This window comes from Halosolutus sp. YCN4, from assembly GCF_059736495.1.
Genome location: NZ_JCASSM010000003.1, coordinates 715,196 through 732,789, shown reverse-complemented (window position 1 = coordinate 732,789; position 17,594 = coordinate 715,196). Strand labels below are relative to the sequence as shown.

Sequence of the window (17,594 nt, the reverse complement as noted above, 5' to 3'; positions counted from 1 at the left end):
AGAGAACCGATCGGGAAGCGGCGGCGGGAGCACTGCTCACGGGGGACCTGTCTAGCATAAAACGGTGCTGTTCGACCCGCTTACTTGTTCTCTTCGTCCTGCAGTTCCGCGAGTTCGCTCTCGATCTCCTCGTCGTCGACCTCGCTCGCTACCTCCTCGATCTCTTCCTCGTCGACCGCGTCGGGATCGGCGGCCGACTCCTCGACGCCGACGTCGGACTTGAGCGTCTCGAGTTCGGCCTCCACCCCGCTGTCGGTCGAGAGCGACTCGAGTTCCCGATCGATGCTGTCCTTGTCTGACAGGACGTCGTCGAACGCGCCGCTCTCGTGGAGTTCGTCCATGGCGGCCGCCCGGGCTTCCATGTCCTCGGTCTGCTCCTCGGCGCGTTCGATCGCACGGCCGACGTCCTCGAACTCCTCGCCGGTTGCCGTCATCGCTTCGGAGACCGAGGAACTGGCCTTCGCGGCCTCGTGGCGGGCCTTCATCGTCTCCTTCTTGGTGCGGAACTCCTCGATGCGCGTCTGGAGTTCGTCTTTCTGCTCGATCAGCCGATCCTGCTGGTTCTGGAGCTCCGAGATCTGGCGATCGAGGTCCTCGATCTGGTTCATCTTCGTCTTCTTCTTCTCGAGGGCGCGTCGCGCCAGATCTTCCCGGTCCTGTTCGACGGCCGTGCGGGCCTGCTCGTTGTGTTTGTCGACGTTCTCCTCGAGGCGTTTCTTCTGCATCTCGAGGCGCTTTTTCTGCGTGGTGAGGTCGGCGATACCGCGTTTGACGTCCTGGAGCTGGTCACGCATCTGCTCGTAGGAGTAATCGAGCGTCTCCGTCGGATCTTCCGCCCGGTTGAGCACCGAATTGATCTTCGACCGGATGACGTACGAGGCCCGAGAGAGGATGCCCATACTCATACGTCTCGCTCGGCACCCTTAAAAACATCACATTAACGACAGTCATGGCCGGAATGAACCCCGTACGTCGTCCGTTCACCGACTCAGACTGTCGATATCAGTGACCCGATCGCCGCCCCGCTCGTGCTGGTCCGATCGCTGCCACGCTCGAACGCGCTCGACCTCGAAGACGTCGGCCGGCGAATCTGACCAGTGATCCGCTTCCGTCCAGTGACTACTAAGGGCGGCGGTGCGAACGATCGGACATGACCGACGTACTCGTTCCCGGCGGTCGCGACGTCCGGGGAACCCTCGACGAACCCGCGGCCGACCCGGACGCGATCGTCGTCGCCTGTCCGCCCCATCCACAGCACGGCGGCTCGCGATCGGATCGGCGACTGACGGCGGTGAGCGAGGCCCTCACGGCGGCGGGAATGGCCTGCCTCCGGTTCGATTACGGGCCGTGGGACGAGGGGAAGGGCGAACGCGAGGACGTCCGGAACGCGATTCGATGGGCCAGCGAGCGGGCCGATCGCGTCGGCGTCTTCGGCTTCAGCTTCGGCGCCGCGCAGTCACTGCTCGCCGCGGCCGACGTGGACGTGACCGTCTCGGCCGTCTCCGTCCTCGCCCCGCCGGCGCGGCTCGGCCCCGATCTCGACGCCGTCGCGGCCTACGGCCGACTCGACTGTCCCGTCCAGGTCTGTTACGGGGAACGCGACACGACCGTCGACTGGGAGCCGATCGTCGATCGAGCCCGTGAGCGGGGCGACGAGGTCGTGACGTTCTCGGCCGACCACTTCTTCGTCAACCAGCACGACGCGATCGCGAGCGAGGTCGGCTCGTTCTTCGAGCGGACGGTGGCCGGCGCCGCGTAGCGATCGGCGACTCAGTCCCGCCCGTGGCGGGTCAGGCACTTCGGGAGGCCGATCAGTTCGACGGGTTCGGAATTGTCCGGCGAGTAGACGACCATCTGTCCTTTCTCCATGTAGGGCACCTTCGACTCGAGGTTGCTGGGGATGTTGACGCTCTTGATCGCGTCCTCGTCGCCGAGGTTCAGGACGATCGTGGTGTTGATCTGCTTGAAGACGGCGTCGTCGATGTCCTGGGGGTCCTGGGTGATGAGGAACAGCCCCAGCCGTTCTTTGCGGCCCTGCTTGGCGGCCTCGGTGAACTTGCGGATGACCTTGCCCGCCTGCACCGAGTCCGCGTCGGTCAGGAAGTTGTGGGCCTCGTCCATCCCGAGCACGAGGGGCGTCTCCTTGATCCGATCGTAGGTCGGATCGTTCGAGAGCTTCTGGTCGATCAGCAGCGAGGAGAGCGCGAGGACGACGGCCTCCGTCGCCCGGGTGTCGTTGACGTGGTAGGTCGGGACGACCGAGAGGCCGCCGGGGCGGACGAACTCGTGGACGAGGTCGGTGATCGGGCGAGCGTCCTGGTCGAAGACGTGCCCGAAGCCAAGCACGCGCCGGCGCACGGCGTCGAACGTCGCCTCGTGGACCCGGCCGGACTCGTCGAGTTCCTCGCGCAGGGCCGGATCGTCGAGGAAGGTGGTGAACTCGTCGTAGGTCCCGTCCCAGCCGTACTGCTCGCGGAACCGGGGCAGGAGGACGCTCGTCAGCGCGCCGTACTGGTTGTCGTTCAGTCCGCTGCCCGCGACCAGCCACGGGTTCTCGTGGACCATCGTGAACGGAATGGTGAACTCGACCTGCTCCGCGCGGTGGTGGCCCGCCGAGTACGAGGCCGACCCGACTCTCGGGACGAACACCGTCGTGTCGTCGTGGCCACCGTAGGCGATCCCCTCCCGATCGAGCCGTCGCGCGAAGTCGTCGTCTAGATCGGGGTTGTCGTCGTGCATCTGGGCGTACTCGTCCTGCGGGTCGAACTGGACGACCGCCGGTTGGACCGATCGGCCGTCTTCCATGGGATACCGGCGCTCGTCGGCGAGATACTGGCGCAGAACGTTCTTCGCGCCGTGGGTCTTCCCCGACCCCGTGCCGCCGGCGATGAGCGTGTGCCGGAAGACGAGCGGATCGCCCGCCGCGTAGTCGTCCTTGAGGCGATAGTCGATCGTCGGCGGCGTCGCCGCAGTCTTCACCTTCTCGCCGCCGACGGAGAGGTGCCCGAGGAAGACGCCGTCGTCGGGCATCTTCAGCCCAGTCTTGATCTGCTCGGTGTCGGTCGCCCGCTCGATCACCGTCTGGGGCTTCGGGACGCGGTCGGTCATTCGTCGCTTCAGTTCCCCGTCGTCGCCGGACTGCGTCCGGCTGCTCGCGGAGCTTTGCTCCGCGCTGTCGTCGTACAGGATCGCGACTGGCTCGAGACTCGCGACGAACTTGTAGTCGGCCTCGTCGACGCCGTCGGTCCGCATCGCCCGGCGGGCGTGGATCTCCGTCGCGTCGTCCGCGTGGTACTGCTGGGCGTACTCGAGTCCCGTGATCCGGCAGAACAACGACTCCCCGTCCGGATAGGACGCGATCAGGTAGCTCCCGATGCGGATCGACGATCGGTTGCCGCGGGTGACGTACGCCCGGAGCGAGGTGTCGTCGTCGTCCTCGGCGATACGAAGGCCCTGGGAGACGCAGATGGTTCCGATGCCGACGTCGTCCCCGCGTGGCTCGACGGACGTATGTTCGAACTCGTCCTCGTCCGCGGCGTCCGGTTCGTCGTCGGCCGTCGACGCCGGGTCGGTTCCGCCGCCCGCGGCCGAATCGTCGGCGCCGTCCGCAGTAAACTCGCCAAAGTCGCCCAGATCGGTCATGGTACAGTCATCCCGCCGGTTCCACAAACACGTTTCCCTCCGACGGACTGTCTCCGATCGGCGACGATCCGCGTGGGAGGACGATCAGTCGAACTGAACCGTCGCAGACGCGGCTACGAACGAGCGTTCGACAGGGACGCCAGGAAGGGAGTTCAGACGAGTGTTCGACGGGGACGCCAGGAAGGGAGTTCGGACGTTCGGGTATCGACGGTTCCGTCGATCGAGACGAGACGGTTCGTGGATCCGTGGTGGTTCTCAGACCAGCGTGGGGAGCGAGTAGTCGGTTTCGCTCACCAGGCGGGAGTCGGCGTCGTACTCGAGGAGGGCGGCGTCCTCGAGCGCGGGGAGGTGCGAGTGGTGGAGTTCGATCCTGGCCCGGTCGGCGTCGACGACCACGTCTTGCTCTGCGAGTTCGGCGGCGAGTTCGTCGAGCGAGAGCGGCCGATCGCTGTCGGCGAGGATCGAACAGAGCGGAAGCCGGACCGGATGGACGATCGTCTCGAGGATCGCGGCCCCGTTTTCGCAGTCGGTGTACTCGAGCAACGCCGACAACTGGGCCGGCGCGATCGGGAACGAGTCGACGAGTTCGGCGCCGGTGCCGACGTCCCAGTCGACGACGTCGTACTCGGCCAGTCGTGGCAGGTGATTGTGGACGAGACTTACGCGGACGTCGTGGCGCGCCTGCCCGTTCGCGAGGTCGCGCGATTCCCGGGCGAGGAGTTCCGAGGTCAGTTCGGCGAGGCCGAGTCGCGCTCCGTGGCTACCGAGAATCTCGAGGATCCGGATCCGCCGCGGATTCCGGAGCGCGTCGTAACACTCCGCCGGGACGGTCGTCGGTGGCTCCCGCGTACTCCTACCGCCGATTGGGGCGTCCGAACTCATTACTCACTGCAACTGGTGCAAGGGGGATAAGCCCGTTTCCAAAACGATTTGGGTTGTGAATGTGACATTACTTTGCCGGCGCGGAAGTAGTTCCCCTATACGCCCGATATCGGCACGTAGCGCGTTCGTTCCGGCTCTCGTGACCGTCTGCCGATCGCGGTAGTGTCGGCTCCCGAACCAACGTTATCGGCGCTTACTCGCGATCGCGTCGATCGGCGGCTGCAGTAGCGGGTGATTTCGGAACCGCGATTCCGGTTTCGGCCGTCGATCTGCCGGACTCCACGGTCTTTTTGCGTCCACACCACGTAGAGGACCGTATGCTCATGGTACGCGGTTGCGCGGGTGGGACCGAACTCACCGGGACGCTGTACGAACGCGGTGAACGGGCCCCCTCCTTTCGTGGCGCGCCCGACGAAGACGCCGCGTACGTCTGGGTCTGTGACGAGTTCTACGAGGTTGACAGCGGCGGAACGACCCAGCTCGTCGACGGCCGGGAGGTAAACGTCGCGTTCGAATCCCCGATGCCGCGGGGGTTCGACACCCGCGACCAGGCGCTCGAACAGGCGAAAGAACACGTCCGGACGCAGTTCGCCCGGATCGGCGTCGATCCGGACGCAGTCGAGTTCGAGGTCGAGAAGGACGATCACAGCGACGCCGAGTGACCGTGTTCGCGGTCGCGATCGGTGGATGACCGCTGGACGTCCCAGATCCGCAGTCGCAGTCGGCCCGACCGCCGGTCGTTCTCCGGACGGCTAGCGATACTCCTCGTCCCAGCGGTGATCGTCGTAGGTCCGGTCCTGGCTCGTGTCGAACTGCGTCTCGAGCGTCTCGCGGAGCGATCGCTTCTCCGACCGGCCGATCCGGGCGAGTTCGTCGGCCTTCTCGACGATGGTCGGCGGCCCGTGCGCGATGGCCACGTCCTGGAGGAGTTGCATCGTCAGCCGCTCGCGGGTCTCCGGGTCGCGGGTGAACGCGTAGGGGGCCTCGATCCGGTAGCAGAGGTCGTCGCGCGGGTCGTAGACGACGAAGAACGTCACCTCGTACTGTTCGGGATCGAGATCGCGCTCGACGCCGAGGGCGTCGCCGTCGATCGAGAGGGGCCGATCGACGCCCCCGCGCGATCGGAACCAGTTCGTGTACGTCAGGGCCGACGTGTCGCGCTCCCAGCGCTGGCCCTCGATATCGTCGACGTACTCGCCGCGCTCAAGGAGGCGGGTGAACAGGGCGGCGTCGTCGGCCCACGGGGCGCTGACGTCGGCGTCGCGCTTCGCCTTCAGCGTCCGCGTGATGACCCGCGTCGCGGGGTTCTTGACGAAGCCGACGAGCGGCCGGTCCAGGTCGACGAACCGCTCGACCAGCCGAACGTAGTTCTCCAGCACCGTCTTCGGCTGCGGGTTCTCGAGCAGGAAGTCGGCGAGGTCGGGGTGCTGGTCGGCCCAGCGAAGCAGGCCGCGCGGGTAGAGCGGCCCGTCGAGCACGAGCAGGTCGGCGACATCGTCGGCGTGGTCGCGGGCGTGGGTGCTCTCGGCGAGGTACAGCGCCAGCGCGTGGACGACGCCCTCGGCGAACCGCGGGAGCGGCGGGATCTTGACCGCTCGGCTCCGGCTGTAGCCCTCGTCGAACTTGTCCCAGGACTCGTCGACCGTCATCGTCTCGTCGTTCGAGTGGACGGTCATCACGGTGGTCCGCGATCGGTGGAGGTCGAGGTCGCTCGGGGTCGCGCTCATCGCGGCCTGTGCGATGTCGATGACGAGACCGTTCTTGAACGTCGTCGGATTGATCGTCCCCGCGTCGAGGCCGTGCTCGGTCGGGTACGGTCGATCGCGCAGGGCGACGTCCTCGCAGTCGACGAGTCGCCGGGCCTGTTCGTCGACCGGGTCGACGATCGTCCGGCCCTCGTGGACGAGGGGGTCGAGGAACGCCGCCCAGACCGTCTCGGCGAAGGCACGGCGGTCGCGCTCGTCGGCACCGTGGTCGATCCGCCGCGCGAGGCGGGCGATGCCGTCGAAGTGGACCGGATCGAGTGTCATGCACGGTGGCTCCAACCCCATCCCCAAATATCCAGTGGTCGGCCGTAGTGGCGTACCGAGCCTGATCCGGTGCGGGAAACCGATGGCGTTCGTCCGGGTTCCCGCATCGGCCGATGCTTGGGGGTACCAGTCCGTGGTTAACTCGTGAGCGGGTAAATTATCATCAGAAAAATTATATGACGTGGTCGCATGGCTGCGGATACCCGATGTCAAAGCGAGGTCTGGAGACGGCCGACGTGACCGACGATTCGATCAACTGGCGACAGACGAACTCCGGCGTGACGGTCTACGACGAGGCCAATCCCGAGGCCTGGGTCCACATGGAATTCGAGGCCGGCGTCTCCCCCGAACACCGACTGTTCATGGTCTGTGATGAGTGTGGTGCCGTCTTCGCCCAGCGGAGCAAACCCGGCAGCGGCACCGTCTGTGGCGACTGCGGCGCGACGTTCGATCACGACCACGCCTGACGGCGCGCGCCGGCCGATTCGTCCCGATCGGGCGTCGTTGATCGATCGGCGCGACGCAACGTCACCTTTCTTATACGTTCGGTGACGAACGGCTGACACACCCCACTTCGATTCACCCCGATCGACCCGGAATCGACAACGACAGCTAGTTACGCCCGGATCCGTTCCCGTCGCACATGGACGCTGCGTTGATCATCCTCGACGGCTGGGGACTCGGCGACGGCGAGGGACGGAACGCGATCGAGGCGGCCCGAACGCCCGTTTTCGATCGGCTCGCCGGCGCGGGCGCGTACGGGACCCTGGAGGTGGCCGGCCGGCGCGTCGGCCTCCCCGAGGGCCAGATGGGCAACAGCGAGGTCGGCCACCTGAACATCGGCGCCGGCAGAGTCGTCTACCAGGAGTACACCCGCATCTCCGACTCGATCGCGGACGGTTCGTTCCGAAAGAACGACGCGATCAACACGGCATTTACCAACGCTCGCGAGAACGACGGGAAGATCCACTTCGTCGGCCTCGTCAGCGACGGCGGCGTCCACTCGGACCACGAGCACCTCCACGCGCTGATCGAACTCGCCGGCGATCGGGACGTCGAGGCGGTCACGCACGCGATCACGGACGGCCGCGACACCTCGCCGACCGGCGGCCGCGACTACCTCGCGACGCTCGAGGACGTCGTCGACGAGCACGGGGCCGGCGACGTGGCGACGGTGACCGGCCGGTACTACGCGATGGACCGCGACCAGAACTGGGACCGCACGAAGCGGGCGTACGACGCGATCGTGAGCCGCGAGGCCGAGTACGAGGCCGCGTCGGCGGTCGACGCCGTCGAGGCGTCCTACGATCGGGGCGAGACGGACGAGTTCGTCGAGCCGACCGTTATCTCTGGACGGCCCGCGCTCGAGGACGGCGATTCGGTCGTCTGGTTCAACTTCCGCTCCGATCGGGCCCGACAGCTCACGCGGATGCTCGCCGACATCCGGCCCGCAGACTGGGCCGACGAGTTCGAGACGTGCCCGCCCGACGCGGCGGTCGTCATGCTGACCCAGTACGACAAGACGTTCGACCTCCCCGTGGCCTACCCGCCCACCCAGCCCGAACAGGTGCTCGGCGAGGTGCTTTCCGACGCGGGTAAGACGCAACTGCGGATCGCCGAATCGGAAAAGTACGCCCACGTCACCTACTTCCTCAACGGCGGCCGCGAGATCAAATTCGACGGCGAGATCCGGAAAATCGTCGAGAGCCCCGACGTACCGACCTACGACCTTCAGCCCGAGATGAGCGCCCCCGAGGTCACCGACACGGCGATCGACACCGTTCGATCGGACGATCCCGACGTGCTCGTCCTCAACTACGCCAACCCGGACATGGTCGGCCACACCGGGGATTACAAGGCCGCGATCGAGGCCGTCGAGGCGGTCGACGCGCAACTCGGCCGACTCGTGGACGCCCTCGAGGGCGTCGGCGCGGACGTGCTGATCACCGCCGATCACGGTAACGCGGACGACATGGGGACCGAGGACGATCCGCACACGGCGCACACGTACAACGACGTGCCGTTCGTCTACGTTGATTCGCGCGGGACCGATGGCGGCCGGACCGTCCGCGAGGGCGGCACGCTCGCCGACATCGCGCCGACGATGCTCGAACTGATCGAGGTCGACCAGCCGCCCGAGATGACCGGCGAGCCGCTGCTCGAGTGAGACGGTCCGCTGTACCGAGTTCCCGGCGCAATCGCGAACGTCCTGCGGTTGCGCCGAAACTGACGGACAGTAGTCGTCTGAACGGCCCCGGAACCCGATCGCAGACGTCGCGATTCGACCGCGGGAGTCGGACGCGGCGCCTGCTTACGCGTCGATCGCTGGTGGTCGCCACGCGAGGCCGTGCGATCAGCGTGCCGCCGGGAATCCGAATTCGTTCGGCGAGAACCGGGATAGCGTCCGATTTTGCAGCTACTGGGAGGATTATCTTCCTCCGGTGGCAGGCACCGGTTATGGGAGACCGCAGCGACGATCACCGTTTCGCGACCGACAGCATCCACGCCGGGCAGGAACCGGATCCGACCACGGGGGCGCGCGCACCGCCGCTCTACCAGACCACCTCCTACGAGTTCGAGGACACCGAGCACGCGGCCGCCCTGTTCGGACTGGAGGAGTTCGGCAACATCTACTCGCGGATCATGAACCCGACGAACGCGATGCTCGAGGAGCGGATCGCGACGCTCGAGGGCGGGGTCGGTGCCCTCGCCACGGCCTCGGGGATGGCCGCGTTCGACCTCGCGACGTTCATCCTCGCGGACGTCGGGGACAACATCGTCTCCTCGTCGTCGCTGTACGGCGGCACCTACACGTACCTCACCCACACCGTCGCGAAACGCGGGGTCGAGACCACGTTCGTCGACACGCTCGACTACGAGGCTTACGCGGAGGCGATCGACGAGAACACCGCCTTCGTTCACCTCGAGACGATCGGCAACCCCGCCCTGGTGACGCCGGACATCGAGCGGATCGCCGACATCGCCCACGACCACGACGTGCCGCTGTTCGTCGACAATACGTTCGCCACGCCCTACCTGTGCCGGCCGCTCGAGCACGGCGCTGACCTCGTCTGGAACTCCACGACGAAGTGGATCCACGGCGCGGGGTCGACCGTCGGCGGGATCCTCGTCGACGGCGGATCGTTCCCCTGGGACGAGGGCGACTACCCCGAGCTCGCAGAACCCAATCCGGCCTACCACGGGGTCAACTTCCACGAAACCTTCGGCGAGCAGGCGTTCGCGATCGCAGCACGCACTCGTGGCCTCCGTGACCTGGGGAACCAGCAGTCGCCGTTCGACGCCTGGGTCACCCTCCAGAAACTCGAGTCCCTGCCCCTGCGGATGAAGAAACACTGCGAGAACGCCATGGCCGTCGCGGAGTACCTCGAGGACCGTCCCGACGTCGCGTGGGTCAACTATCCCGGTCTCGAAAGTCACGAGACCCACGAGAACGCGAACGAGTACCTCGACGGCGGCTACGGCGGCATGATCACCTTCGGACTCGAGGGCGGGTACGACGCGGCCGAAACCGTCTGCAACGAGGTCGACCTCGCCAGCCTGCTGGCGAACGTCGGCGACGCGAAGACGCTGATCATCCACCCCGCGAGCACGACTCACCAGCAACTCACGGAGGAAGAGAAACTCGCAAGCGGCGTCACGGACGACCTCGTGCGCCTCTCGGTCGGCATCGAGGACGTCGACGACGTGATCGCCGATCTCGATCGGGCGATCGAGCAGGCCTGAGTCTGCACCGATCGCGATACTGTCGGTCTCGGCCGACGGCCCCCGTCTCGAGGCGTACGAAGCCGTTCCGGCCGTGTTAGACCACGATTTCGTACCTCGGGTGACGCGAGCGACCGGCTAGCGATCGTCTACGTGCTCCGGGTTCTCTTCGGAATCGGACCGCGAGGACGGTGGCTGTCCCACGCTCGACTCGGACCCGATCGGGAGGCCCGACCCGAGTTCCTCGTGGGTACCGAGCAGTCGTGCGAAGCGCTGGCGCTCGACGGCGTGTCTGTCGAGAGTCATGCTGACTAACATACCGGGATCCGTTGTAGTAATGCAGGGCGTTTGCCCACGGAAATCCAGCACTACCGTCACGAAACGGCTCCCGTTTCGGCTGGCGGTTTCACGGTCAAGTGTCACTAGAAACGGAGTAGGACAGCGTAACACCCTTTTTTGCCACGCCCGTCTAGTCGCTCGATGACCGACCTTCCAGCGCCCGTCGAGCGCGAACTCGACGCCCACGACGCCTTCGCGTCGGCCGACGACGGCTACGAACTCACGACGACGGTCTTCGACGCGATCGTCACCGCCGACGAGGCGGAGGGGAAACGCGACGGTCGCTTCACCGCCACCGTCCGCCTGCCGACCCTCGACGCCGCAGTGGCCGGTGAGTCCGTCGCGCCCGTCGTCGAGGACGGGTGGTTCGAGACGCTCGAGCGCCGCCTGCAGGACGTCTTCACCGTCGCCCACACGAGTACCCACGAGGAGCCGGCGGTCGATCGGGAGGGCGACGACGTCACCGTCACGCTCGAGTACACCGCCTGGGACGCCGGCGAGGGCGTCGAGGACGCCAAGGCCCTGATCGAGTTCGTCGAGGGAACGTACGCACAGGGGATCATCCCGGGCTACGAGTACCGCGGCGAAGCCGCAACCTTGCTCGAGAACGCCCAGAACCGCGGCCAGCAGGCTGCGGACGGAGACGAGAGTAGCGGCGGGATGCCGATGTGACCGCTGTTCCGATCGCTGTGGCCGGGAGCGCGACTCGAGAAAACCGAGAGCCGCGCGACCCGGGGGCGGGAAGGCAGGTCAACCGATCACCGACCGCGGGAGAGCGCCACGGGCACTCTCGAGCGGGCCGACGACTGACCTGGAGTGAGCGATAGCGCGGCGCGTGGCGCCGCGAGTCGAGCGAATGAAAGGGAAGGAGGAGTGCTTTTCGTCCAAGTTTTGCCGAGTGCGTTCGCGCAGCGACAGCACGCAGCGCAACAGTTGGGTTCTAGTCCATCGCGATATACGTCTGCGTGTCCTCGATGCCGTCGATACCCTGGATCTGGGTCGCGGCGATCTCCTTAACCGCGGCGGGCGTCTCGACCCGGGCTTTCGCGATGATGTCGACGTCCCCTGCGACGATGTGTGCCGACTGCACGCCCTCGATCGATTCGACGCTGTCTCTGAGCCGATCCGCCTCGCCCGTGTTCGCTTTGATCATGACGAATGCCGTAACCATCAGTTGACACCTCCGGCGCCCGCGTTGGCGGCCGCGAGATCCGGATTCTCGCCGACGAGCAACTGTCTGACGTCGGAAAGCACCTCGAAGTCCGCGAGGACGACGAGGCGATCGCCGTCCTCGAGCGAGAGGTCCTCGGTGGGGATCTCGAGGGGTTCGTTGCGCTTGCCGAACGCGAGGACGGTCGCGTCGGCCGGGAGTTCCAGTTCGCTGATCGTGTAGCCGTTGACGGGGGCGCCGTTCGTGACCGTGAGTTCGACGACCTGCAGGTTCTGGGCGATGTCCGCGATCGCGCGGATCGTCCCGCCGAGGAGGGCGTTCTTGGCACCGATCGCGCCGAGTCGCTCGGGGTAGATCACCTCGTCGACCTCGTCGGCGTACTTCCGGTAGATCCCCTCGCGGTAGGCCTCGTCGATGCGCATGATCGTCCGGGCGCCGTAGTGGTCCCCGATCATGCAGGCGGTGAAGTTGACGTTCAGGTCGCCGGTCAGCGCACCGAGCGCGTCGGCCTCGCTGATGCCCGCCTCCTCGAGGAGCGCCTCTCGGGAGCCGTCACCGACGACGACGGTAAAGCCCTGGTCCCGGGCCCGGTCGGCTTTCCGTTCGTCGCGTTCGATGACCGTCACCTCGTGGCCCTCCTCGCGTAAGACGCGCGCTGTGCGCAGACCGACCCGTCCCGCGCCGATGATCACGAACCGCATGGGCAGGGGTACGCCCGCCCCGGTCAATAAGTTTGCCCTGGTGTCTCATACCAATCGATCGCCGATCGACCAAAGGCTTTAGTCGTGTGATAGTGTACCACACTACCGAGAGAGATGGTTCACGCGTTTATTATGGTGAAGACGGCCGCAGGGAAATCCGAGGGCCTCCTCGCGTCGATCAGGGATCTCGAGTCGGTCGCCGACGCCCACATCGTCGCCGGCAACTACGACATCATCACGGAGGTCGACGCCCAGGAGGTCTACGACGTTCTGAAGGTCGTCTCGTCGAACATCCAGGGCCTCGACGGCGTCACCGACACGAAGACGTACATCGCGATGGACTAGGGCCGAACTGTTGCGCTGCATGCGGTCCCAAAGCGACCGCACTCGGCAACACGTCGATGAAACGCCACCTCCCTCCGTTCGCTCGACTCCCGGCTTGCGCCGCTCGTCTCTCCGCGGCGCGTAGCGCCGCGCTATCGCTAACTCGCTCATATCGGACGGCGGCCCGTTCGCTCTCGCCAGTCGCTCACGGTCGATGGTCGGCGATTGGCCTGCCCTCCCCCGGGTCACGAGATTCTCGAGTCCCCTCTCGATCGGGTCGTACGGATCCGGCGACGATTTGTGTGCGATACCGAGTGACCGGCACACCCGCGACCTGTCCGCGGGTGCGCCGGAACTGACGGACAGCGGTCCGTATCAGTATTCCAGTTCCCGGACGTCTTCCGCCGCCGTGAAGTCCTCGAGCCACGCCCGCTGGTCGGCCAGTCTGGGCGGCACCTCGTCGTAGACGGGGTCGAACACGTCTTCGGGATCGGGCATGGGCGTCGATTCGGCGATTTCGACCGCCTCCTCGAGTTCCCGCTCGGCCTCGGCCTCGATCTCGCCGACGAGGTCGTCGTCGAGCACGCCCTCCTCGCGGAGGAACGACTCGTACCGATCGAGCGGATCGGCGGTGCGCCAGTCGGGCAGGTCGTCGCGATCGTCGCGGTACCGCGTGGGGTCGTCGCTGGTCGTGTGGGCGCCCTGCCGGTAGGTCAGGCTCTCGACGAGGACGGGATCGCCCTCGCGGGCGGCGTCGAGCGCCTCTGTGACGACCTCGCGGACCGCGAGCGGGTCGTTGCCGTCGACGCGGACGCCCTCGAAGCCGTACGCCTCGGCCTTCTGGGCGATGGTCGCGCTGGCGGTCTGGCGTTCGCGGGGGAGCGAGATGGCCCAGTGATTGTTCTCACAGAAGAAGACGACCGGGGCGTCGAAGACGCCGGCGAAGTTCAGTCCCTCGTGGAAGTCCCCTTCGGAGGTCGCGCCGTCGCCGAAGTAACAGCAGATGGCCTCCTCGGAGTCGGTGTAGTTCGCGGCCATTCCCAGCCCCGCCGCGTGGGGGATCTGGGTCGCGATCGGTACCGCCTGCGGGAACACGTTCAGGTCGTGGTCGGACGTGTACTCGGGGTAGCCCCGCCGAAAGAGGAGGATGTCGCTCATCGGCACGCCGTGTGCGATCTGCATCGCGTTCGATCGGTACGTCGGGACGAGCCAGTCGTTCTCGGCGAGGGCGTGGGCGGCCCCCACCTGCGAGGCTTCCTGCCCCTTGAACGGGGGGTAGCCGCTCATCCAGCCCCGCCGCTGGAGGGCGAGTGCCCGCTCGTCGAACCGACGCGTCCGCACCATGTCCCGGTAACACGCGAGGGCGTCCTCCGCGTTCACTCGGCTCGCTGCAAGCGACGTCTCACCAATGACGCGGTGCATGGGGGGTCGTCACCGCGGGCCGTGAAAGTGATTGCGAAATGACCTCCGAAACGAACCCGTGTCCACCGACGTCGCCGGTCGTCGCCCCGTCGTAGCCACTGAAACGGTTTACACACCGATCGCAACGCCGTCCTGCGGTCAGGTGGACACTGACTGTCAGTGGCTACTGTACTCGTCGGATTCGAGCGCCGACGCGAGGACGCGCTCGACCCGATCGAGCACCGCCGCTGGCTCCCGGCTCGCGTCCACGCGAACGAATCGATCGGAATCGCGCTCGACAAGTCGCTCGTAGTTGTCCCGGACCGCGGCGAGGTACTCGGCGTGCTCGAACTTGTTGGTTGTCCCGGCCCGTTCGGCCGCCGTCTCGGGGTCGAGGTCGAGGTAGATCGTCAGGTCGGGCTGGATCGAGAACGGGTCGTGCACGTCGACGACGTACTGGAGCGGATCCGCGAGTCGATCGCCGAGTCGCTCGTCCGCTGCGAGCGTCGCGCCCTGGTAGGCAAAGCGGGAGTCGGAGTACCGGTCGGAGACCACGAGGTCGCCCCGCTCGAGGGCCGGTTCGATCACGCGCGAGAGGTGGTCGGCGTGGTCCGCGGTGTACAGAAAGAGTTCCGCCAGCGGGTCGGCGTCGTCGTCCGCGATCGATCGGGAGACGGCCTCGCCGTACCACGAGTCGTCCGTCGGCTCGCGGGTAAAGACGGCGTCGGGATACGTCTCCTGCAGGGATTCCCAGACCGTCGTCTTGCCGCTGCCGTCCAGTCCCTCGAGCGTGACCAGCATGCTCCCCTCTCGTCGTGACTGGTACTACAATCTGTCGAGAGGTTACGTCCCCGCCGCGATCCCTTACAGTGTAGCCGTCCAGTTATTTACCGTCTCGAGTACATGTTCTCGGTATGAAGGTCCTCGTCGCCGGCGGCACCGGCTTCATCGGAACGAACCTCTGTGCGGAACTGGACGACCGCGGCCACGACGTCGCGGCGCTGTCCCGCGACCCGGAGGGGAGCGATCTTCCGGCGAGCGTCGCCCTCGCGATGGGGGACGTCGGCGCGTACGACTCGATCGCGGAGACCGTCGCGGACCACGACGCCGTCGTCAACCTCGTCTCGCTGTCCCCGCTGTACAAATCCCGCGGTGATCGGAGTCACGAGGACGTCCACCTCGGCGGGACCGAGAACCTCCTCCGCGCCGCCGAGGACGGTGACGTCGATCGGTTCCTCCAGATGAGCGCCCTCGGCGCCGATCCGAACGGCGACACCGACTACATCCGCGCCAAGGGGAAGGCCGAACGGGTGGTCCGGGAGTCGGATCTCGCGTGGACGATCGTTCGCCCGTCGGTGGTGTTCGGCGACGGCGGCGAGTTCGTCGAGTTCACGAAGACGTTGACGACGCCGTTCGTCACGGCGCTCCCCGGCGGCGGCGAGACCCGGTTCCAGCCCATCTGGGTCGGCGACCTCGTTTCCATGCTCGCGGACGCGCTCGAGGACGACGCGCACGTCGGCGAAATCTACGAACTCGCCGGCCCGCAGATCGTCACGCTCGCGGACGTGACGGAACTGGCCTACGAGGCCGAGGGCAAGTCCGTCACCGTCCTGCCGATCCCGATGCCGATCGCGAAACTCGGACTCACGGCGGCGGATCCGCTCCCGTTCGTCCCGTTCGGTCCCGACCAGGCGCGATCGCTGGAGTTCGACAACACCGTCGTCGACAACGACGTCACCGCGTTCGGCGTCGACCCGGACGAGTTGCGGACGCTCCGATCGTATCTCGGTATCGAACCACGCCCCGTCCGAGAGCGACAGTCGGCGTGAGCGCCTCTTCCGATCGATACGGGAGTCCCCGGGACGACGCGGCCGGGCCGGTGGCTATCGGCCCAAAGACTTCCCATAAAGGGATTTCACTCTGATAGTAACACCTGTTTTCTCGATCAGAATACGCCCCCGAATAGCCGTGCTGTCGACTGGTTTCGAGTAATACAAAATTATGAGAGAAATTCACATAATCAGAAGATTTATATCCTTAATACCACTGTTACCAATCCAACGGAGCCCCCTGACAAACAATGAAGCTGGCGATGATCGGATTCGGACAGGCCGGTGGCAAAATCGTCGATCGATTCCTCGATTACGACGATCGCACCAACAGCGGGATCGTCCGCGCGGCGATCGCGGTCAACTCCGCGAAGGCGGACCTCATCGGTCTCGACAACATTCCACAGGAGAACCGCGTACTCATCGGCCAGGCCCGCGTGAAGGGCCACGGCGTGGGTGCTGACAACGAACTCGGCGCGGAAGTCGCCGAGGAGGACATCGACGAGGTCCAGAACGCGATCGATCAGATCCCGACCCACGAGGTCGACGCGTTCCTGATCGTCTCCGGCATGGGCGGCGGGACGGGTTCCGGCGGCGCGCCCGTTCTCGCGAAACACCTCAAGCGGATCTACACCATCCCCGTCTACGGGCTGGGCGTCCTGCCCGGGACGGACGAGGGCGGGATCTACACGCTCAACGCGGCCCGATCGTTCCAGACGTTCGTCCGCGAAGTGGACAACCTGCTGGTCTTCGACAACGACTCCTGGCGACAGACCGGCGAGTCGGTCGAGGGCGGGTACGAACAGATCAACGAGGAGATCGTCCGACGCTTCGGGATCCTCTTCGGTGCGGGCGAAGTGGGCGACGGCCAGGAGGTCGCAGAGAGCGTCGTCGACTCCTCGGAGATCATCAACACGCTCTCCGGGGGCGGCGTCTCGACCGTCGGCTTCGCGAGCGAGGAGGTCGAACTCAACACGGGCGGTGGCCTCCTCTCGCGCTTTACCGGCGACGGTGGCGGCAGCGACGACGATCTCGACGCCGCGAACACGACCAACCGCATCACCAGCCTCGTCCGCAAGGCCGCACTCGGCCGGCTGACGCTTCCGTGTGAGATCGAAGGCACCGAACGCGCCCTGCTCGTGCTCTCCGGTCCCTCGGAGTACCTGAACCGGAAAGGCATCGAACGCGGCCGCAAGTGGCTCGAAGAGGAGACCGGGAGCATGGAAGTCCGTGGTGGCGACTTCCCGCGGGGCGAACCCGAGGTCGCCGCCGCCATCCTGCTATCCGGCGTGACGAACGTCCCGCGGATCAAGCGGCTCCAGCAGGTCGCGATCGAGGCACAGGACAACATCGACGACATCCAGTCCGAGAGCGAGGAGAACCTCGAGGAACTCGTCGAGGACGACGAGGACGAACTGGAACCGCTGTTCTGAGCCACCGGCAGTTTTCGACGGCGGACGCCGACGGCAGTGAGACGCACTCGGGAAAGGGGGCGGACCGATCGTCGCCCGACGCGTCGATTCGCGAGACGCGATCGAACGGGCGTCGGGCT

General features: G+C 66.3%; 18 protein-coding genes. 9 read left to right on the top strand and 9 right to left on the bottom strand.

Going from position 1 to position 17,594, the window contains the following annotated elements; genetic code table 11:
• Positions 1–80: 80 nt before the first annotated feature.
• Positions 81–899, bottom strand: a complete 819-nt coding sequence (locus tag AC6I6X_RS14190) for a PspA/IM30 family protein (protein WP_497931178.1) — start codon at positions 897–899, stop codon at positions 81–83.
• A 251-nt stretch (positions 900–1,150) separates the two neighbouring features.
• Here AC6I6X_RS14190 and AC6I6X_RS14185 point away from each other — a divergent pair, with 251 nt between their 5' ends.
• Positions 1,151–1,759, top strand: a complete 609-nt coding sequence (locus AC6I6X_RS14185) for an alpha/beta hydrolase (RefSeq protein WP_497931177.1) — start codon at positions 1,151–1,153, stop codon at positions 1,757–1,759.
• An 11-nt stretch (positions 1,760–1,770) separates the two neighbouring features.
• Here the strand turns inward: AC6I6X_RS14185 and AC6I6X_RS14180 are convergent, their stop codons facing one another.
• Positions 1,771–3,642, bottom strand: coding sequence for an ATP-binding protein (locus AC6I6X_RS14180; RefSeq protein WP_497931176.1), 1,872 nt, complete (start codon positions 3,640–3,642; stop codon positions 1,771–1,773).
• 255 nt (positions 3,643–3,897) lie between these two features.
• Positions 3,898–4,524, bottom strand: coding sequence for a DUF7344 domain-containing protein (locus AC6I6X_RS14175; protein WP_497931175.1), 627 nt, complete (start codon positions 4,522–4,524; stop codon positions 3,898–3,900).
• Between the two features lie 317 nt (positions 4,525–4,841).
• On the opposite strand from AC6I6X_RS14175, the gene AC6I6X_RS14170 reads away from it, so the two are divergent.
• Positions 4,842–5,186, top strand: a complete 345-nt coding sequence (locus tag AC6I6X_RS14170; RefSeq protein WP_497931174.1) for a DUF7113 family protein — start codon at positions 4,842–4,844, stop codon at positions 5,184–5,186.
• A 90-nt stretch (positions 5,187–5,276) separates the two neighbouring features.
• Here AC6I6X_RS14170 and AC6I6X_RS14165 read toward each other — a convergent pair whose 3' ends face one another.
• Entirely contained in the window at positions 5,277–6,554 is a 1,278-nt protein-coding gene (locus AC6I6X_RS14165; RefSeq protein ID WP_497931173.1) for a DNA double-strand break repair nuclease NurA, read from the bottom strand.
• A gap of 206 nt (positions 6,555–6,760) precedes the next feature.
• On the opposite strand from AC6I6X_RS14165, the gene AC6I6X_RS14160 reads away from it, so the two are divergent.
• From AC6I6X_RS14160 to AC6I6X_RS14150, 3 genes are all read left to right on the top strand, one after another.
• Entirely contained in the window at positions 6,761–7,021 is a 261-nt protein-coding gene (locus AC6I6X_RS14160; protein ID WP_497931172.1) for a hypothetical protein, read from the top strand.
• Positions 7,022–7,197: 176 nt separating this feature from the next.
• Positions 7,198–8,721, top strand: coding sequence for a 2,3-bisphosphoglycerate-independent phosphoglycerate mutase (gene gpmI / locus AC6I6X_RS14155; RefSeq protein WP_497931170.1), 1,524 nt, complete (start codon positions 7,198–7,200; stop codon positions 8,719–8,721).
• Between the two features lie 290 nt (positions 8,722–9,011).
• Positions 9,012–10,298 (top strand): O-acetylhomoserine aminocarboxypropyltransferase/cysteine synthase family protein, encoded by a 1,287-nt coding sequence (locus AC6I6X_RS14150; protein ID WP_497931169.1) that lies wholly within the window; start codon positions 9,012–9,014, stop codon positions 10,296–10,298.
• 117 nt (positions 10,299–10,415) lie between these two features.
• Here AC6I6X_RS14150 and AC6I6X_RS14145 read toward each other — a convergent pair whose 3' ends face one another.
• On the bottom strand, positions 10,416–10,583 hold the full coding sequence (locus AC6I6X_RS14145; RefSeq protein ID WP_497931168.1) for a hypothetical protein: 168 nt from the start codon (positions 10,581–10,583) through the stop codon (positions 10,416–10,418).
• 174 nt (positions 10,584–10,757) lie between these two features.
• Here AC6I6X_RS14145 and AC6I6X_RS14140 point away from each other — a divergent pair, with 174 nt between their 5' ends.
• Entirely contained in the window at positions 10,758–11,288 is a 531-nt protein-coding gene (locus tag AC6I6X_RS14140; protein ID WP_497931167.1) for a DUF5813 family protein, read from the top strand.
• A gap of 268 nt (positions 11,289–11,556) precedes the next feature.
• On the opposite strand, the gene AC6I6X_RS14135 is transcribed toward AC6I6X_RS14140, so the two are convergent.
• Together AC6I6X_RS14135 and AC6I6X_RS14130 are read right to left on the bottom strand one after the other, a co-directional pair.
• A complete protein-coding gene (locus AC6I6X_RS14135; protein WP_497931166.1) occupies positions 11,557–11,787 on the bottom strand; it encodes an Lrp/AsnC family transcriptional regulator in 231 nt (76 codons plus the stop codon).
• Positions 11,787–12,488, bottom strand: coding sequence for a potassium channel family protein (locus tag AC6I6X_RS14130; protein WP_497931165.1), 702 nt, complete (start codon positions 12,486–12,488; stop codon positions 11,787–11,789). Before AC6I6X_RS14130 ends, AC6I6X_RS14135 begins: the two co-directional genes overlap by 1 nt.
• A gap of 114 nt (positions 12,489–12,602) precedes the next feature.
• Between AC6I6X_RS14130 and AC6I6X_RS14125 the strand changes: the two genes are divergently transcribed.
• Positions 12,603–12,833, top strand: coding sequence for an Lrp/AsnC ligand binding domain-containing protein (locus AC6I6X_RS14125; protein ID WP_497931164.1), 231 nt, complete (start codon positions 12,603–12,605; stop codon positions 12,831–12,833).
• Between the two features lie 354 nt (positions 12,834–13,187).
• Here the strand turns inward: AC6I6X_RS14125 and pdhA are convergent, their stop codons facing one another.
• Together pdhA and tmk are read right to left on the bottom strand one after the other, a co-directional pair.
• Complete coding sequence (gene pdhA / locus AC6I6X_RS14120; RefSeq protein WP_497931163.1) at positions 13,188–14,234, bottom strand: pyruvate dehydrogenase (acetyl-transferring) E1 component subunit alpha; 1,047 nt, start codon at positions 14,232–14,234, stop codon at positions 13,188–13,190.
• Between the two features lie 156 nt (positions 14,235–14,390).
• On the bottom strand, positions 14,391–15,014 hold the full coding sequence (gene tmk, locus AC6I6X_RS14115) for a dTMP kinase (RefSeq protein WP_497931162.1): 624 nt from the start codon (positions 15,012–15,014) through the stop codon (positions 14,391–14,393).
• A 113-nt stretch (positions 15,015–15,127) separates the two neighbouring features.
• Between tmk and AC6I6X_RS14110 the strand changes: the two genes are divergently transcribed.
• Positions 15,128–16,042, top strand: a complete 915-nt coding sequence (locus tag AC6I6X_RS14110; RefSeq protein WP_497931161.1) for a complex I NDUFA9 subunit family protein — start codon at positions 15,128–15,130, stop codon at positions 16,040–16,042.
• 251 nt (positions 16,043–16,293) lie between these two features.
• Positions 16,294–17,475, top strand: coding sequence for a tubulin/FtsZ family protein (locus AC6I6X_RS14105; RefSeq protein ID WP_497931160.1), 1,182 nt, complete (start codon positions 16,294–16,296; stop codon positions 17,473–17,475).
• Positions 17,476–17,594: the final 119 nt, after the last annotated feature.

What these genes read in the sequence shown, in the direction of transcription:
- AC6I6X_RS14180 (WP_497931176.1), bottom strand. Translation starts at nt 3,642, where the DNA reads ATGACCGATCTGGGCGACTTTGGCGAGTTTACTGCGGACGGCGCCGAC.
- AC6I6X_RS14175 (WP_497931175.1), bottom strand. Translation starts at nt 4,524, where the DNA reads ATGAGTTCGGACGCCCCAATCGGCGGTAGGAGTACGCGGGAGCCACCG.
- tmk (WP_497931162.1), bottom strand. Translation starts at nt 15,014, where the DNA reads ATGCTGGTCACGCTCGAGGGACTGGACGGCAGCGGCAAGACGACGGTC.
- AC6I6X_RS14105 (WP_497931160.1), top strand. Translation starts at nt 16,294, where the DNA reads ATGAAGCTGGCGATGATCGGATTCGGACAGGCCGGTGGCAAAATCGTC.
- AC6I6X_RS14135 (WP_497931166.1), bottom strand. Translation starts at nt 11,787, where the DNA reads ATGGTTACGGCATTCGTCATGATCAAAGCGAACACGGGCGAGGCGGAT.
- pdhA (WP_497931163.1), bottom strand. Translation starts at nt 14,234, where the DNA reads ATGCACCGCGTCATTGGTGAGACGTCGCTTGCAGCGAGCCGAGTGAAC.
- AC6I6X_RS14125 (WP_497931164.1), top strand. Translation starts at nt 12,603, where the DNA reads ATGGTTCACGCGTTTATTATGGTGAAGACGGCCGCAGGGAAATCCGAG.
- AC6I6X_RS14190 (WP_497931178.1), bottom strand. Translation starts at nt 899, where the DNA reads ATGGGCATCCTCTCTCGGGCCTCGTACGTCATCCGGTCGAAGATCAAT.
- AC6I6X_RS14185 (WP_497931177.1), top strand. Translation starts at nt 1,151, where the DNA reads ATGACCGACGTACTCGTTCCCGGCGGTCGCGACGTCCGGGGAACCCTC.
- AC6I6X_RS14150 (WP_497931169.1), top strand. Translation starts at nt 9,012, where the DNA reads ATGGGAGACCGCAGCGACGATCACCGTTTCGCGACCGACAGCATCCAC.
- AC6I6X_RS14110 (WP_497931161.1), top strand. Translation starts at nt 15,128, where the DNA reads ATGAAGGTCCTCGTCGCCGGCGGCACCGGCTTCATCGGAACGAACCTC.
- AC6I6X_RS14165 (WP_497931173.1), bottom strand. Translation starts at nt 6,554, where the DNA reads ATGACACTCGATCCGGTCCACTTCGACGGCATCGCCCGCCTCGCGCGG.
- AC6I6X_RS14170 (WP_497931174.1), top strand. Translation starts at nt 4,842, where the DNA reads ATGCTCATGGTACGCGGTTGCGCGGGTGGGACCGAACTCACCGGGACG.
- AC6I6X_RS14160 (WP_497931172.1), top strand. Translation starts at nt 6,761, where the DNA reads ATGTCAAAGCGAGGTCTGGAGACGGCCGACGTGACCGACGATTCGATC.
- gpmI (WP_497931170.1), top strand. Translation starts at nt 7,198, where the DNA reads ATGGACGCTGCGTTGATCATCCTCGACGGCTGGGGACTCGGCGACGGC.
- AC6I6X_RS14145 (WP_497931168.1), bottom strand. Translation starts at nt 10,583, where the DNA reads ATGACTCTCGACAGACACGCCGTCGAGCGCCAGCGCTTCGCACGACTG.
- AC6I6X_RS14130 (WP_497931165.1), bottom strand. Translation starts at nt 12,488, where the DNA reads ATGCGGTTCGTGATCATCGGCGCGGGACGGGTCGGTCTGCGCACAGCG.
- AC6I6X_RS14140 (WP_497931167.1), top strand. Translation starts at nt 10,758, where the DNA reads ATGACCGACCTTCCAGCGCCCGTCGAGCGCGAACTCGACGCCCACGAC.